General features: G+C 74.3%; 14 protein-coding genes and 1 pseudogene. 6 read left to right on the top strand and 9 right to left on the bottom strand.

The genetic code is table 11. The features are described 5' to 3' along the window. The 4 genes and pseudogenes from ACIRS1_RS38210 to ACIRS1_RS38195 all read left to right on the top strand — a co-directional run. A pseudogene (locus ACIRS1_RS38210) lies at positions 1 to 123 on the top strand (NmrA family transcriptional regulator); the annotation flags it as partial. Between the two features lie 81 nt (positions 124 to 204). Next, the gene (locus ACIRS1_RS38205; protein WP_402847275.1) at positions 205 to 846 is read left to right on the top strand and encodes a hemerythrin domain-containing protein; all 642 of its coding nucleotides are present in this window, start codon (positions 205 to 207) and stop codon (positions 844 to 846) included. Between the two features lie 205 nt (positions 847 to 1,051). Beyond that, a complete protein-coding gene (locus ACIRS1_RS38200) occupies positions 1,052 to 1,660 on the top strand; it encodes a DUF1772 domain-containing protein (RefSeq protein ID WP_402847274.1) in 609 nt (202 codons plus the stop codon). A gap of 346 nt (positions 1,661 to 2,006) precedes the next feature. Beyond that, a complete protein-coding gene (locus ACIRS1_RS38195) occupies positions 2,007 to 2,393 on the top strand; it encodes a hypothetical protein (protein WP_402847273.1) in 387 nt (128 codons plus the stop codon). Between the two features lie 82 nt (positions 2,394 to 2,475). On the opposite strand, the gene ACIRS1_RS38190 is transcribed toward ACIRS1_RS38195, so the two are convergent. The 3 genes from ACIRS1_RS38190 to ACIRS1_RS38180 all read right to left on the bottom strand — a co-directional run bounded on the left by ACIRS1_RS38190 (position 2,476) and on the right by ACIRS1_RS38180 (position 6,521). Then, entirely contained in the window at positions 2,476 to 3,810 is a 1,335-nt protein-coding gene (locus ACIRS1_RS38190; RefSeq protein ID WP_402847271.1) for a M64 family metallopeptidase, read from the bottom strand. Positions 3,811 to 4,006: 196 nt separating this feature from the next. Then, positions 4,007 to 6,178 carry a caspase domain-containing protein gene (locus tag ACIRS1_RS38185; RefSeq protein ID WP_402847269.1) on the bottom strand — a complete coding sequence of 724 codons (2,172 nt, stop codon included), beginning with the start codon at positions 6,176 to 6,178 and terminating at the stop codon, positions 4,007 to 4,009. Beyond that, positions 6,171 to 6,521 (bottom strand): hypothetical protein, encoded by a 351-nt coding sequence (locus ACIRS1_RS38180; RefSeq protein ID WP_402847268.1) that lies wholly within the window; start codon positions 6,519 to 6,521, stop codon positions 6,171 to 6,173. Before ACIRS1_RS38180 ends, ACIRS1_RS38185 begins: the two co-directional genes overlap by 8 nt. A 411-nt stretch (positions 6,522 to 6,932) precedes the next feature. Between ACIRS1_RS38180 and ACIRS1_RS38175 the strand changes: the two genes are divergently transcribed. Further along, the gene (locus ACIRS1_RS38175; RefSeq protein WP_402847267.1) at positions 6,933 to 7,274 is read left to right on the top strand and encodes a hypothetical protein; all 342 of its coding nucleotides are present in this window, start codon (positions 6,933 to 6,935) and stop codon (positions 7,272 to 7,274) included. Positions 7,275 to 7,438: 164 nt separating this feature from the next. Here ACIRS1_RS38175 and ACIRS1_RS38170 read toward each other — a convergent pair whose 3' ends face one another. Further along, positions 7,439 to 9,370, bottom strand: coding sequence for a putative Ig domain-containing protein (locus ACIRS1_RS38170; protein WP_402847277.1), 1,932 nt, complete (start codon positions 9,368 to 9,370; stop codon positions 7,439 to 7,441). Positions 9,371 to 9,866: 496 nt separating this feature from the next. Between ACIRS1_RS38170 and ACIRS1_RS38165 the strand changes: the two genes are divergently transcribed. Further along, a complete protein-coding gene (locus tag ACIRS1_RS38165) occupies positions 9,867 to 10,784 on the top strand; it encodes an SAM-dependent methyltransferase (RefSeq protein ID WP_402847264.1) in 918 nt (305 codons plus the stop codon). Between the two features lie 182 nt (positions 10,785 to 10,966). Here the strand turns inward: ACIRS1_RS38165 and ACIRS1_RS38160 are convergent, their stop codons facing one another. From ACIRS1_RS38160 to ACIRS1_RS38140, 5 genes are all read right to left on the bottom strand, one after another. Beyond that, complete coding sequence (locus ACIRS1_RS38160; protein WP_402847262.1) at positions 10,967 to 11,470, bottom strand: MarR family transcriptional regulator; 504 nt, start codon at positions 11,468 to 11,470, stop codon at positions 10,967 to 10,969. Then, positions 11,467 to 11,952, bottom strand: coding sequence for a MarR family winged helix-turn-helix transcriptional regulator (locus ACIRS1_RS38155; RefSeq protein ID WP_402847259.1), 486 nt, complete (start codon positions 11,950 to 11,952; stop codon positions 11,467 to 11,469). The genes ACIRS1_RS38160 and ACIRS1_RS38155 overlap by 4 nt, the downstream gene beginning before the upstream one ends. A gap of 106 nt (positions 11,953 to 12,058) precedes the next feature. Then, positions 12,059 to 12,475 carry a hypothetical protein gene (locus ACIRS1_RS38150; RefSeq protein WP_402847257.1) on the bottom strand — a complete coding sequence of 139 codons (417 nt, stop codon included), beginning with the start codon at positions 12,473 to 12,475 and terminating at the stop codon, positions 12,059 to 12,061. Between the two features lie 315 nt (positions 12,476 to 12,790). Then, a complete protein-coding gene (locus tag ACIRS1_RS38145) occupies positions 12,791 to 13,792 on the bottom strand; it encodes an alpha/beta fold hydrolase (protein WP_402847254.1) in 1,002 nt (333 codons plus the stop codon). Then, positions 13,789 to 14,274, bottom strand: a complete 486-nt coding sequence (locus ACIRS1_RS38140) for an SRPBCC family protein (protein WP_360222706.1) — start codon at positions 14,272 to 14,274, stop codon at positions 13,789 to 13,791. The genes ACIRS1_RS38145 and ACIRS1_RS38140 overlap by 4 nt, the downstream gene beginning before the upstream one ends. Positions 14,275 to 14,497 lie beyond the last annotated feature (223 nt).

The following is a 14,497-nucleotide window of genomic DNA, read 5'->3' as shown; positions in this document are numbered from 1 at the left end:
GTGATCCTGGACGGGCGCAACGCCTCGTTGGGGGACGGGGTGCGGCGGGCGCTGGGGCGGGAGCCGCGGGACTTCGCGGACTACGCGCGGGAGGCGGCCGCCACCGGAGTCTGGGACGTGTGAGCCGGCCCGCCGGGGCGGCTCGTCGGAGCCGCCCCCGGGCGGGTGCTGATCGTGTGACGAAACCACTGTGGAGGTCGTGTCATGTCGGATCGCAAGACGATCTGGTCGAGTGAACAGGGAATCGGTGCCCTGCCCGCGCAGCTGCGGGGCTTCGGGCTGATGCACGTCGCCATGCGGCGCGACGCCGCCCGGCTGAGGGCGGCGGCCGCCCGGAGCGCGTCCCCGGCGGCGCTGGCGGACTGGTTCGGGCGGCTGCGGGCCGTGATCGACTGGCACCACCACAGTGAGGACGAGATCCTCTGGCCGTACCTGCGCCGGCAGGTGGCCGGCTTCGACGGCGGCGGCGTGCTGGAGCAGGACCACGAGGAGCTCGAGCGGGCCATGGGCCGGGTGGCGCAGCTGCTCGGCGCCGGCCGCGGCACCGAACTCCCCGCGGCTGCGGCCGGGTTCGAGGAGCTGATCCGCGAACACCTGGGGCACGAGGAGCCGGTGGTCTTCCCCGCGCTCGCGGACCTCCCGGTCGACGAGTACCTGCGGGTGGAGCGCCGGATCATCCAGAGCGCCCCGACGCAGGTGATGACGTACCTGCAGCCGTGGATGTTCGACGGTGCCGACCAGGCCTCCGTGCGGGCCGTCTCGGCGACCATCCCGGCCCCGGTGCGGCTGCTCGGCCGCACCGTCCTGGAGCGCCGCTACCGGCGCGTCCTCGCCCCGGTGCTCTGAGACCCGGGGGCGTCCGGGAGGCGTGGCCGTGGTGGTCGCGGACGCGTGCCACCGGGGCGCAACCGGCCGCAAGCGCCCCGCCGGGTGGGGCCGTTCCGGTTGTCGCGGTTCCGTTGCGCGCCGAACCGCACGGTGGGGGGTGTCGTGGTTTCCGCTGTTTCGCCGGTGCCGCCCCCGCGGGCCGGGTGAGTGAAGGGTTCCTGTGATGCGTTCGGATCAGACGTCGGCGCCGCTGTCCTACCCGTCCCCGACGGCCATCGGCCGACTCGGCCCGGGAGCGCCGGTGCACGGCGTGCCCGGCGGTCCGAGCCGCGCCACCGGGCCGGTCCTGGTGGCTGCGACGATCGCCATGGGCCTGATGGCGGGCCTGTTCTTCGCCTTCGACGTGTCCGTGATGCCGGGCCTGGCGGCCGGGGACGACCGGACGTACGTGACGGCGATGCAGCACATCAACAAGTCGATCGAGAACGGCATGTTCGGCCTGGTCTTCGTCGGCGCCTTCCTGGCGACGGGCGTGGCGGCCTGGCTGCAGCACAAGGCCGGCCGGCGCCAGGCGGCGCTGTGGGCGGCCGGGGCGACCCTGCTGTACGTGGTGGCGCTGATGGTCACGATGGGCGTCAACATCCCGCTCAACAACCAGCTCGCGGCGGCCGGAGACCCGGCGAAGATCACCGACTTCGCCTCGGTGCGGGACAAGTTCGAGGGCACCTGGGTCGCCTCCAACATGCTCCGGACGCTGCTCTGCACGGCCGGCCTGGCCGCGCTGACCCGGGCGCTGGTCCTGCACGGGCGGTTCGGCCGCGCCGGGCGCTGAGCCGCCCGGACCGCGCCCCCGGAGGGCCCGGCACGCCGTCACCAGTGTGCCGGGCCCGTCCGCGTGCCGGGCCGACGGGTGTCGGGGTGCCGGGGGCGCAGCTGCCCCCGGCCCGTCCCGTCCCCGGCCCCGTTCCGCGGGGCGCTGCACGCGGCGGATGCGCCGGGGCGTGCGCCGGTGCGCCGGGCCGGTGCTTTCGGTCAAGTCTCCTGAGGCGTCCTGGACTTGGCGATTCCGGGGGTGTGGGTGGAGCATGGGCGGGCCCGGGTCGTCGCGGCGCGTCCGCGCCCATGCCGCCGGGGCGTTCACCGGTCGAGTGTCGGTGTGCCGGAAGGGGGCGAGGTCGATGGGACCAGTGGTGCGTCCGTTCGTGGTCCGGGGGAGAGCGGTTCCCCTGGCCAGGTACCTGGCGGAGGAGGACATCGAGGGACTGGTGGCGTGCTCGTGCATCGGGAACGAGGTCACCATCGACCTCGCGGACACCCGGATCCTGGTCACCCTGGCCGAGGTGAACGGGATGGTGCGGCTCAACTTCGACATGGTCCAGGACGGCCCGGCCAAGGCCCGCTCGTGGTCCCGGCGGCTGCCGGCCGGCTCCGGCCCCGGTGAGCTCGCCGGGCGGATAGCCCTGGACGTCCGCACGCTCGCCCGGGAGCTGGCCCCGCTGCGGCGCAACCCGCCGCGCGGTCCGGAATCCGGGGTGCCCCGGCCACGGACCGGTCCGGGGTCCTGACCGGTCCGCGGCACCGAACGGGGGCGGGCCCGCCAGCACGACCGCGCCGCCGGGCCCCCCGCTCAGTGCCGGCCGTCCGGGATCAGAGCGTCACCAGCCAGGACAGGCCGGCGGTCAGGTTCTCCCGCAGGTCCGGGTCGGCCACCGCCGGCGTGGGGTCGGTGGCGACGGCGGTCAGCAGGTACGGCAGCCGGGGGAACGGGCGGTGCGCCGACGGGCGGACGGCGGCGAGGTCCAGGGCGGTGCGCCCGCGGAGCTCGGTCAGCTCGCGTCCGTCCAGGTACCAGCGCAGACGGGTGCCCGTGACGGGCAGGTCGACGGACAGGTGGTCGGCCGCGGTGAGCCAGGTGTCGGTCGGCGTGGCGCTGGTCAGCGGGGTGGCGTGGCGGTAGAAGCCGGCGATCATCGCCTCCCGCCCGGGCAGGTTGAACTCCCGGCCGAGCGACCGCATGATCGAGTTCTCGGTCGGCCGGTACAGCCCCGCCGGGTAGTAGCCGCCGCCCTCGTAGGTGCCGACCGTCCCGCCGTCGGGGGAGGTCCGGCCGAGCCAGCGCGACCACTTGGTGCCCTGTTCGCGCATCCGGTCGGCGGTGAGCGTGCTGATGTTGGCCTCGGCCGGTTCGGCGCCCTGGTACGTGCCCTGGCCGTCGTAGGCGTACTCGTCGGCGAGCTTGCCCAGGGAGTGGCCGGTCTCGTGCACCGCGATCTGCCCGGACCTGGCGTTGCCGCCGGCCACCGTCGCGATCCCCTCGTAGCCGAGCGGGGAGGTGAGGTCGTTGTAGCCCGCGCCGCCGTACTTGGCGCTGTTGGCCACCACGAGGACCAGGTCGGCCTGCGGCGCCTTGGCCGCGTAGCGGTCGACGGCCTTGTCGTCCACGCAGAGCAGCCGTTCGACGCCGTCGCACCAGAAGTACGCGCCGAGCGCGGTGTGCCGCACGGTGCCCTGGTCCGGATCGCCGGAGACGCCCGACTCCGGCGAGACGGCGGAGACCGCCCAGACGTTGAACAGCCCGCGGTACGTGGCGTAGGGCTCGACGGCGGTGATCTCCCGCCACTTCTCGGCGGCGTCGGCGCGGAACCTGTCCTGTTCCTCGGCGGTGTAGCCGTCCCCGATCACCACCACGTCCAGCTTGTCGGCCGGAGCGCCGTTGCGGACGAGTGCGGTGACGTCGCCGTCACCCTTCAGCGGTGCGATGCCCGGGGCCGGGGGCGCGGTGAAGGGGGAGGCGCCGGGGACGGTCGTCCGCGAGATGGTGCCGTCCTCGGTGAACGCCTCCACCTGGTGGCGGGTGGCGGTGGGCGGGTTGGCTGCGGGCGGCGCCGCCGGTGCGGCCAGTGCCGGGGTGGCGCCGAGGAGCGCGGCGGCGAGGGCGGAGGCGAGCAGGGGCGCGGCGGTCCTGGCGCGGGGGGTGGGCACGGTGGTCCTCCTGGGGTGGGGTGTCGGACTCGACCATGCCCATGTCCCGGACCTGACAATCCGTCGGGGCGCGAAGGCCGAATCCGGCGCGGCCCCGATCCGGCGGGGCGGCTCGGGGCCCGCGGGGCGGGTCCCGCCCGTGCCCGGTCCGGAGGAAACCCGGACCGGGCACGGGCGGGTCGACGGGGCGGCCTCGTCAGACCGTCGCGAAGCCCCAGGCGGCGGCGGACGAGATGAGCCAGCACAGCACGCCCACGGGCATCGTCACCCAGGGGGAGAGCTCCGCCTGCACGAAGATGCTGGACCCCATCCAGGAGGTGAAGCCGATCACCGCGGGTGCGCCCCACAGGACCCCGGGGTTCTCCAGGCGCGCCAGGACGCCGCCCAGGACGGCGACGGTGGTGCCCACGCCGATCAGCAGGGCCACCAGCACCATCTCCCACCGGTCGTAGAGGGGGACGTCGGCCCGGTGGCCGTGGTACGAGGTCTCGACCACGTGGCCCAGCCAGACCTTGAGGTCCACCTCCGTGCCGGAGGCCACGTCGTCGTAGAACCGCTTCCCGACGGTGTAGGTCTCGGTGCCGGACGCGGTCTCGCGGAGCACCGAGATCTTGTACGCGGTCGAGGCCTCGCCGTCCTCCGAGAACGTCGCCGTGACCCGCCCGGTCTCCGGCTTGAGGCAGTCCACCCCCGCCGCGAGCCCCGGGCTGCCGCAGGCCGGGGCGCCCTGGTGCGCCGTCACCCGGACGCTCTCGTCGAGGAACCGGCCGAAGCCCACACCCACCACGGACAGGCCGATCAGCAGGAGCAGGCCCTGGGCCAGCACCCTGCCGACGGGCACCGGTGCACGCCGGGGCGGCCGTGGGCGCGACGGCCCGGCCGACTGCGGCCGGGTGACGGGGGCGGCGGTGCGTCCCGCTTCCGGACCGGGGGCCGTCGCCAGCGCGAGCACCGGCGACGGGGCGGCCGCGGCCACCACCGGATCCGCGTCGGCCGGGGGAGAGGGCTCGCCGTCCGCCGGGTCCATCAGCCGCTGGACCTGGAGCCGCAGGACGCCCAGTTCCCGGCCGAGCGAGTCCGCCTCGCGCCGGATCTCGACGAGGTCCGACTCCCGGATGTGGGCGAAGGCGACAGCCGCGGCGAGCCTGCGGTCCTTCTCCTCGGAGGACTCCTGCAGGCGGCGGCTGCGCGCCTCCTCGGCGGTCAGCCGCGCCGCCAACCGGGAGGCCTCCCGGACGGCCAGGGCCCGGTCCGCCAGGCGGCCGCGCCGCTCGTCGTCCCGCTCCCTGGTCAGTACCGTGACCTCCTGCCGGAGCTGTTCGGTGACCTCCTGCAGGTAGACGACCTGCACGGCGGGCAGCGGGCTCTCGCGCAGCTCCGTCAGGCGCAGCTCGTGCAGGGTGCCGAGGAGGCCCGGGGGCAGGGGGACGCCGTGCCGCTCCAGGGCGGCGAGGAAGGCGTCGACGAAGTCGCGCGGGGCGATCGCCGTGCCCGACAGGTAGGACGAGACCTCCTCCGGTGAGCGGTCGCTCTCCTGCGCCAGCTGCTCCAGGGTGACGTCACGGTGGAGCCGGCCCCGGGCGAAGGCGGCGGCCAGGGCCGTGGCGAACGGCGACCGGTGGGCGGCGTTGCGGGTGAAGGCGAACAGGTTCGCGGAATCGGTGCCGAGCTGGTTGGGCGGCGGCAGTGCCCGCTGCCTCAGCCGGTCCTGAAGGTGCGGGTACAGGGCGCCGAGGGTGAGCCAGACGGGCCCGCCGGGCATGCCGTCCCGGATCAGCTCCAGCAGCGTCCCGGTGAAGGAGGTGGTCGCCTCGGCCTGCTCGCTCAGCGGGACGACGTGGGCGGCCCGGTCGCTGGCGACGAGGATGTACGCCCCGCGGATGTGTGCGGCCCCGGCCGGGGCCGCCCCCGCGGCCAGCGCCTCGATGGCGCGGCCCGAGTAGCAGCAGTCCAGCACCACGACCTTGACCTTGGCCGGACTGTCCAGGAACACTTCGCGGACCCGGTCGTACACCAGTCCGCCCGCGTCGGGGTGATCGGGGTTGGTGTCCGTCAGCGTCAGGCAGAGCTGGCCGCGCGGCAGGATCACACCGTGCCCGACGTAGTAGAGCAGCAGCACTCCGCGGGTCTCCCGGGCCAGTTCGCGCAGCTGCGGGAGCAGCTCGCGGATGTCGCTGGGATCGGGGATGGCGGTGATCCGGTCCGGCGGCCAGCCGCACAGCCGGGGGTCGGTCAGCACCTGCTCCACGGCGGTCAGGCTGTTGAGGGCGGCCGGCAGCGGCTGGAAGCCGCTGCTCCGGTAGGTGCCCGTACCGATCAGGATCGCTCGGGAGTTCGCGAAGTCGGGTGGCTCGGGTCGGTCAGTCATCGCCGCCGCTCAGCACCTCGCGCAGGAGGGGGGTGACGTCCTCGGGCTTGAGCCCCCGGACGTCCAGCGTGACCGTGCGGGCCGGGGTCGTGACGGTGACCGTCACGTCCGTGCGACGGGTCCGCAGCCAGGTCGAGAGCGATCCGGCGAGGACGGCGCCCGCGCCCCCGCTGCCCAGTGCCACCTCCACCACCTCGACGGCCCCGCCCAGTTCGCCCTCGGCGGGTGCCGTCGGCACCGCCCGGACCAGCCCGACCAGTTCGCGCTCCCGGCGCAGCCACTCCCACAGCTCGGCCGTCTCCCGGACCTCGTCGCCGCCCGTGACCGCTATGCGTGCGTCCATGTTCTCCCCACCTGCTCCACCGGTGTCCGACGTGACCCGGGCCCCTCCCGGGCACGGAGGGGATGATGCCAGGACGGCGCCTCCGATGTGGTCGACTCGGCCCTTTTGCGGCGGAATCGCGCAGGCGTACGGAACGGTGCCACCGGCGGTGCGAACGGCCGTGCGAGGGACGGGTTTCGGCCGTTCCCGGCCCGGGCGGGGCGCCCCAGCCGTCCGTCCAGCGGCGTTCCGCCCCGGAGGTGAGCCGGCGGCGGGCCGAACCGGCTGTCCGGAGCGGGTCGGGTGCATTTCCCGCCGTCATATGCTCCCCGGTGCGCCGGATCCCTAGAGTCGCCGCAGACAGAGCGCCGGACGGGGACCTGGCCCCGCCCGGCGCGCCCGCGCGCTCCACCGACCACGAGGGCGGACCACGTGAACAACCGGATCAGGAACAGGATCGCCGGCAGCCTGGCGGTCGCCGCCACCGTCGCGGCCCTGGGCCTCGCGGCGGCCCCGGCCGCTCAGGCGCAGACCGCCGCGCAGGCCTCGCTGCAGAGCGTCAACTGCAGCACCGGGACCTTCGGCACCTCAGGGAACCAGCAGTACTTCAACATCTCCTGCTCGGCCACCGGGACCACCAAGTGGTGGGTCAACGTGAGCTGTTCGGACGGATCGACCCGCACCGTCGGCCTGTACACCACCTTCCTGAACGTGCGCGTCTTCTGCCCGCCGAACACCAACGCGCTGCGTGGCTGGGTGAGTTACACGAACTGAACCGACTCGACCGCTTGGACCGCCTGGGCCGCCCGGACCGACGGAACCGCGGCCCGGCGGCCGCGCCGGGCCGGACCGGACCGGCCGACGGCCCGGCACACCGATCGGTGCGCCGGGCCGTCCACCGGGTCCCGTGGTGCGACCCGTCGGCCTCCGTCAGGAGGTCAGGAGGTGGTGAGGGAGGTGTCGTCGACCACGAAGCTGGTCTGGAGGGAGGAGTCCTCGACGCCGTTGAACTTCAGGGTGACGCTCTGGCCCGCGTAGGACGAGAGGTCGAAGGTGCGCTGCTGGTAGCCGGCCGCGGCGTCCACGTTGCTGTAGGTCTTCAGCGTGGTGCCGTTGGCCGAGACGGTCAGTTTGTCGTACACGGTGCTGCCGGTCTCGGCGGTGTCGATGTGGAGCCAGAAGCTCAGCGTCGCCTTGCAGCCGGCCGGGATGGTGACGGTCTGGGCGAGCGAGTCGGTGTGGCTGGAGCCGTAGCCGTTCAGCCAGGCCTTCCAGGAGCCGCCGTGGGCCGCCTGCGAGGAGCTGTTGTCGACGACGCCGGAGCTCGCCGTCCACGGGGAGGCGCTGCCGGTCTCGAAGCCGGCGTTGCCGAACAGCTGGGTGCCGGTGCAGCCGCCGCCGGTGCCGGTGACCGTCCAGCCGAAGGTGGTCGAGCCGCCGGCACCGGTGGTGTCGGTGGCGGTGACGGTCACGGTGGAGTTGCCGGCGCTGCTCGGGGTGCCGGTGATCAGACCGGTGGAGGCGTTGATCGTGAGGCCGGCGGGCAGGCCGCTGGCGCCGTACGTGAGGGTCTGGCCGGAGGCCGAGTCGGTGGCGTGGATCTGCAGGCTGACGGCGGAGCCCTGGGCGGTGCTCTGGTTGCCGGGGTTGGTGACGGTGACGGTGTTCCCGCCGCCGCTGCCGCCGTTGGTGAAGGCGGCGGTGCCGTTGGGGGTGCCGAGGCCGGTCGGGCCGTCGTAGCCGCTGCCGGCGGTGCACAGGTACGACGGGGAGCAGCTGCCGTTGGCGCCGCTGGTCACGTCGTAGAGCGACGCGGTGTGGGAGTAGGGGTAGGAGGCCGGGGTGGTGCCGGCGGCCGGGGTGCCCGCGAGGGCGTAGACCGCGGCGATGATCGGCGAGGAGGCGCTGGTGCCGCCGTAGACGTTCCAGCCGGAGCCGCCGTAGGTCTGGTAGACGGCGACGCCGGTGGCCGGGTCGGCGACGGCGGAGACGTCGGCGACGGTGCGCTTGCCGCAGCCGGTGTCCTTCTGCCAGCTGGGCTTGGGGTCGTAGGCGGAGCAGCCCGAGCCGGCGCCGTTGCCGCCCGAGGTGCTGCCCCAGACCTTCTCGCTCCAACCGCGGGTGGTGGAGGTTCGGTTGAGGCTGGTGCCGCCGACGGCGGTGACGTACTGGGAGGCGGCGGGGTACTCGACGCCGTAGCCGGAGTCACCGGAGGAGACGGTGATGGCGACGCCCGGGTGGTTGAAGTAGCTGGAGTCGGAGCTCGGGTCGGTCGAGTCCTCCGAGCCGCCGTAGCTGTTGGAGACGTACTTGGCGCCCATCGAGACGGCGGTGTTGACGGCGGCGCCGAGGTTGTCCATGGAGGCGTCGTCGGACTCGACCAGCAGGATGTGGCAGTTGGGGCAGACCGCACTCACCATGTCGACGTCGAGGGAGATCTCGCCGGCCCAGCCGCTGTCGGCGGTCGGGTAGCTGGTCCCGCCGCGCTGGTCGACCTTCCGGAAGCAGCCGTTGGCGGTGGTGCAGGCCGGCAGGCCGTACTGGGACCGGTAGGCGGCGAGGTCGGACTCGGCGTTCGGGTCGTCCTGGGCGTCCACGATGGCGACGGTGGCGCCGGACCCGGCCGAGGTGGGCAGGTTGTACGCGGCGGCGAGGTCGGTGGGGCCGTAGCCGGAGGGGTTGATGTCCGGCGCCAGGGAGGCCTGCTGGGGCAGGTCGGTGCGGGCGAGGGCCAGACAGGCCATCTGGCCGGGGCGGGTCGGGGCGGCGCAGAGCCGCTTGGTGGCGACGCCGGAGTGCGCGGCACCGCTCGCGGGCGCCGAGGCGGTGGCCGTGGGGGCGGTGACCGCCAGCAGGCCGGTGGCGGCCATCGCCAGGGCGGGCAGGGCGGCGAGCAGTCCGCGGGCCCGGTGCGGGCGCGGGCTGCCGGGGGAGTGGAAGCGCAAGAGTCGACCCTCCGTGGGGGGTGGGAGCGCGGGCCGGTGCCGGCATGGGGTTCGCCGGGTACGGGCTCGGACCCGTGCTGACGGGATCTCGGCACGTGCTGGCCGGGCTGCGGCGGTGGCCGCGGGCCGGCGGGTGTGCTCGCGCTGTACAGAGGTGGGGGCGCCCCCAGGAGTGGAACATCAGGTTCATGACATGCGACGGCACGTCAGGAAGCGCACCACTTCACGGCGTTGCCGAGTGGCGTGGCCATGAGGTTAACGACGGGCTGACGGCGGCTACAAGGCGCTGCCCGCCGCCTTTACCGGGCCTTGCCCATCAATTTCCGAGCGGCAGAGACGACGCGGGCCCGCTGCCCCGCCGCGGCCGCCGGGAACCCCCCGACCCGGCCCGGGGACGTTCGGGCGCGGTAGATTCCCGGCCATGACGACCACCGACCCGACCGCTGCCGACCCGACGTCCAACTTCCCTTCGGGCGGGGGCGCTTCGAGCGACGGCTCTTCGCGTACCGGACCTACGGGTACCGATCCGACGGCCGCCGGCCCGCTGAGCCCGGTCTCCCGCACCGCGCTGGCCGTCGCCCTGGTGCGTGCCTACGAGAGCTCCCGCCCCGACCCGCTGTTCGTCGACCGCTACGCCGCCGCCTTCGTCGAGGCCTCGGCCGTTCCGGTGCCCACCGCGGGCCCCGACAGCCCCTTCGCGCGCCGGCTGGTCGTCCACGGGATCCTGCGCACCCGTTTCTACGACGACCGCCTGCGCGCGGCGGGCACGGACCAGGTCGTCCTGCTCGCGGCGGGCCTCGACACCCGCGCCTACCGGATCGACTGGCCGGCCGGCACCAGGCTGTTCGAGCTCGACCTCGCCCCCGTCCTCGCCTTCAAGCAGCAGGTCCTCGACGGGCTCGGCGCCGCCCCCGCCTGCGAGCGCACCACCCTGCCCGGCGACCTGCTGGACGGGGAGTGGCCGCGCCGCCTCGTCGACGCCGGCTTCGACCCGCGACGGCCCACCGCCTGGCTGGCGGAGGGCCTGCTGGTCTACCTCACGGCGGAGGAGGCCGCCGGCCTGCTCGGCGTCGTCGGGGAGCTCTCCGCGCCGGGCAGCCGGCTGCTGCTGGAGAAGGGCCGGGACGTCGCGAGCACCCCGCAGGACCCCTCGCTCGCCCACATCGCCGACCTCTGGCAGGGCGGGCTCGGAACCGGTACCCACGAGTGGCTCGACGCCCACGGCTGGAGCACCCGGGTCACCCTGCTCGACGAGGTGGCGGCCGGTCTCGGCCGGCCGTTCCCGGCCGGCTCCGGGCCCACCACGAGCGGTTTCGTGGAGGCCGTCCGGACGCCCTGACCCCGCCCTAGGCCTGCTCCGGCGGAGCCCTTGGACGCCCCGTCGGAGCCTCGGATGCCTCGGGCGGGCCTTTCGGGCCCTGACAGGCCCTGACAGGCCCTGACAGGCCCTGACAGGCCCGTCCTGACAGGCCCTGACAGGCCCGTCCTGACAGGCCCTGACAGGCCCGTCCTGACAGGGCCTCAGGCGTGGGCCAGCGCGGCGTTCGCCCGCTCGGCGACCAGGGTCAGGACGCGGCCCGCGACCGCCAGGTCCTCCGGCGGGATGCCGTCGTACAGGCGGGCGGAGACCTCGGCGGTCTCGGCGGCCGCGCGCTCGTACCGCTCGAGCCCGGCGGCCGTGAGCCGCACCCGGGAGGCGTCCGCCGGGTCCTGCTCCAGCAGGCCGGCGGCGGCCGCCTCCTCGACGACGCCGCGGACGAGGGTCTCGTCGGTCTTCAGCGAACCGGTGACGTCCGCGACGAGCTCGTCCCGGCCGATGGAGCCGGTGGTGACGGAGCCGGGGCCGACGGGGATGCTGCCGACGGAACCGCCGACGACGACGGCCCGGAACAGCACGTTCTGGTGGAAGGTGAGGCCGTGCCGGTCCAGCACGCCCTCCAGGACGGCGCGGGCGGCGTGGTGCGCCAGGGCGACGACCCGGCCGTTGGCGGCGGGGGTCGGGGTGGGGGTCGGGGTGGTGGTCATGACTGCTCCTTCTCGGTGGCCGGCTCGGGCGGATCGAGCGGTACGTCCAGCAGGGTCGCCAGCTCGCTGGTGAACTGTCGTGCGCGCGAGCTGTCCTGACCTCCGAACGGCTCCAGGAGCCGCTCCAGCAGGCTCTGGACCACCGCGATCGCGCGGCCGGTGACCTCCAGCCCGTCCTCGGTCAGCGACAGCTGCACGGCGCGCGGGTCGTCCGGGTCGCGGGTGCGGGCGAGGAGCCCGGCGGACTCGAGGGCGCGGGCGAGCTTGGAGACGTAGAGCGCCTCCAGGCCGGTGTGGTCGGCCAGTTGGCGCTGGCTGGGCCGCAGCCCGGAGCGGTGCATGCCGTGGAGCGAGGCCATCAGGGCGTACTGGGCGTGGGTCAGGCCCAGGGGTGCGACCGCTCGGTCGACGGCCACCCGCCACTTTGTCGACAGGCGCCAGACCAGGAATCCCGCGGTGGCGCGTTCGGGTGCTGAACTCATGTCAGATACCGTACATGGCTACTATGTCCATGGCTACTATCTTCCCGGACGGAGGCGTCCGAGCCGGGGAACCAGATCCAGGCTCTCCCGGGGGACGCCTCCCGAGCTACCCCTCGCCGGCGGCCGGAGGCTCCGCCACGGCAGGAGTCCCGCCCGCGGCCTCGCCGACGGCCGGAGCCTCGACCACGGCGGAGGCCAGCAGCCGGACGTCGTACTCCGTCCAGCAGTCGGAGATCTCGACACCGACCTCGCTCCCGCACCCGGCGCACACGCGGTTCGGGCCGTCGATCCCGTCGAGCCGGCAGCACCCGTAACTCCGGCCCGACACTTCGGTCGGCCGCAGCAGCCCACCGTCCCCGGGATTGAGCACCAGGGCGGCGTCACTGCCGTCGAGCATCCGGCGGGGTTCCGGGTCGGACGCGTAGAACCCCGCCGGGACCGTCGACGGCCCGTAGGTGTAGTGGTCCCGCCCCTTCACCCTCGGCAGCGGGACCCACTCGCGGCGCCGAAGGGGCGGCGACAACGGGGCATCGCACTGCCGGCACCTGAACACGACGAGCACGCTCGTCCTCCTCTCGGCGCGCGGTGACCGAGCGCTCCGGAAGGCCGCTCCGCCGACGTGCCCCGAGCCTACGGTGCATGTCAACCGGGTTCCGGCCGCGGCCGTCAGCGGACGGGAGGAGGCCGATGCCCCGGCCGGGCCGACGTCATGACGCGTCGTCCGCGTCGTCCGCGCCGTCCGCGTGGCCCGTGCCGCCCGCGCTGGCCATGCCGTCCGTACCGCCCGCGCCGTCGGCACTGTCAGAGCTTGCCGGCGCTCCGCGGCGCGGGGCGGGTGTCAGCGAGCGGCGCGGGTGGCGAGGGCGCGGGCGTGCTCGGCCAGCTGCTGCGGGCACTCCAGCGGCAGCATGTGGCCGGCGTCGGCGATGGTGTGCAGCGTCGCCTGCGGGAGGTGCTGCTGGAGGGTGCGGCTGTGGGACGGGTCGACGATCTTGTCCAGGGTGCCGGTGACCACCGTGGTCGGCGTGTCGATCCGGGGGAGCCCGTCGCGCTGGTCCATGTCCTGTGTGGAGGCGAAGAAGGCCGCGCGGATCGCCGGCCGGGTGGTGGCGAACAGGTGCCGGCTCCGCTCGCGGGCCTCGAACGTCGCGGCCGGGCCGTGGGTCTTCCCGAGGAGCCTGCGGCCGAGCCACCCGATGCCGAGCGCCCGGCTGAACTTCTTGGAGCCCATCATGCCGACCTCGTTGGCCGGCGTCTCCTGGCCGTGGGCGGCGGTCGAGGCCAGCACCAGGCCCACCAGCCGGTCGGCGGCCGTCTCCGGCTGCTCGGCGTGCAGGCGCGCGGCGTACGCGAGCGCGGCGTAGCCGCCACCCGAGTGGCCGACCACCACGACCGGGCGGGTCCCGGCGACGGCGTCCACCACCGCGCCGAGGTCCTGGGCGAGCCGCTCGATCGAGACGCTCCCGCTCTCGCCCGTCGACGTCGCGTGGCCGCGCTGGTCGTAACTGGCGACCGTGTGGCCGGCGCCGGCGAGGAGGGTCGCCGTGGTGTGCCAGACGGCGCGGCTCGCCGCCCAACCGTGGGCGAGCACGATCACCGGGCCCGCGTCCGGCGTCCCGGTCGCCTCGTCCCGCCCACCGGTCGCCTCGCCCTGCGCCGGCTCCCCGGCCGGGCGGTGCAGCGCGACAGTCAGCAGGGCACCGTCGTCGGTGCGGACGGTGAGGTCAGTGATCGCGACGGAGCGCGGGTCGGCGGGCAGGGCCGCGAGCCGCACCGGGGCCGAGCCCTGGGCCGTCCGGGCCTCCCGGGGCTTCCGGACCGGAGGGTGAGTGGTGGTCATCGGGCTCCTCCTGCGGCGGTGGTGAGGTGGGTGTTGAGGTGCTTGAAGGCGTTGTGGGTGGCGCTGGAGTGCTGGGCAGGGATGTCGGCGACCTTGGCGAGGAGCTTCAGCCAGCCGTGGGGGCTTGCGGTGAAGGTCATGGTGAGGCGGGTCTTGGTGTCGTCCTCGGTGGGGGTGAGGGTGAAGGTCGCCTGGCCGCGGAAGGCGCCGTCGGTGTAGTCCGCGGCGTAGTGCTCCCCGGGGGTGATGCGGGTCGTGGTCGCGGTGAAGCGGAGCTTGGGACCGCCCTTGTCGACGCCCTTGGTGTGGACGGTGACGAGGGTGGTGCCGCCCACGTGCTCGGGGCCGGTGCTGCCGGGCTCGAAGGTGTTGTGCGGGGTCCACCAGGTGGCGGCGCCGTTGAGTTCGGCGATGAGGGCCTTCCAGACCTGGGGGGCGGGGGCGTTGATGACGGCTTCGTCGACGAGGTCGTAGGCGTGCACGGGGCGGACTCCATCCGGGGGAGGGATTCGGGGGTGCGGTGCGGGAGGCCCGCAGATGGGCGGGCCTCCTGATCGCCGCGTGGTGCTGGGTCTTGGTGGCCGGCTGTGTTCCGACTTTTCCGGTTCTGGTTTTGGTTTTGGTGTGTGGGGTGGTTAGGGGTGGGTGTGGGTGGTGGTTTGGTAGTTGGTGAGGTCGAGGTGGCGGGTTTGGTTTTTGAAGCGG

Source organism: Kitasatospora sp. NPDC101176 (genome assembly GCF_044768035.1).
Taxonomy (GTDB): Bacteria; Actinomycetota; Actinomycetes; order Streptomycetales; family Streptomycetaceae; genus Kitasatospora.
Note: the sequence above shows the minus strand (reverse complement) of the source record. Positions and strands in the feature narration are given on the sequence as shown.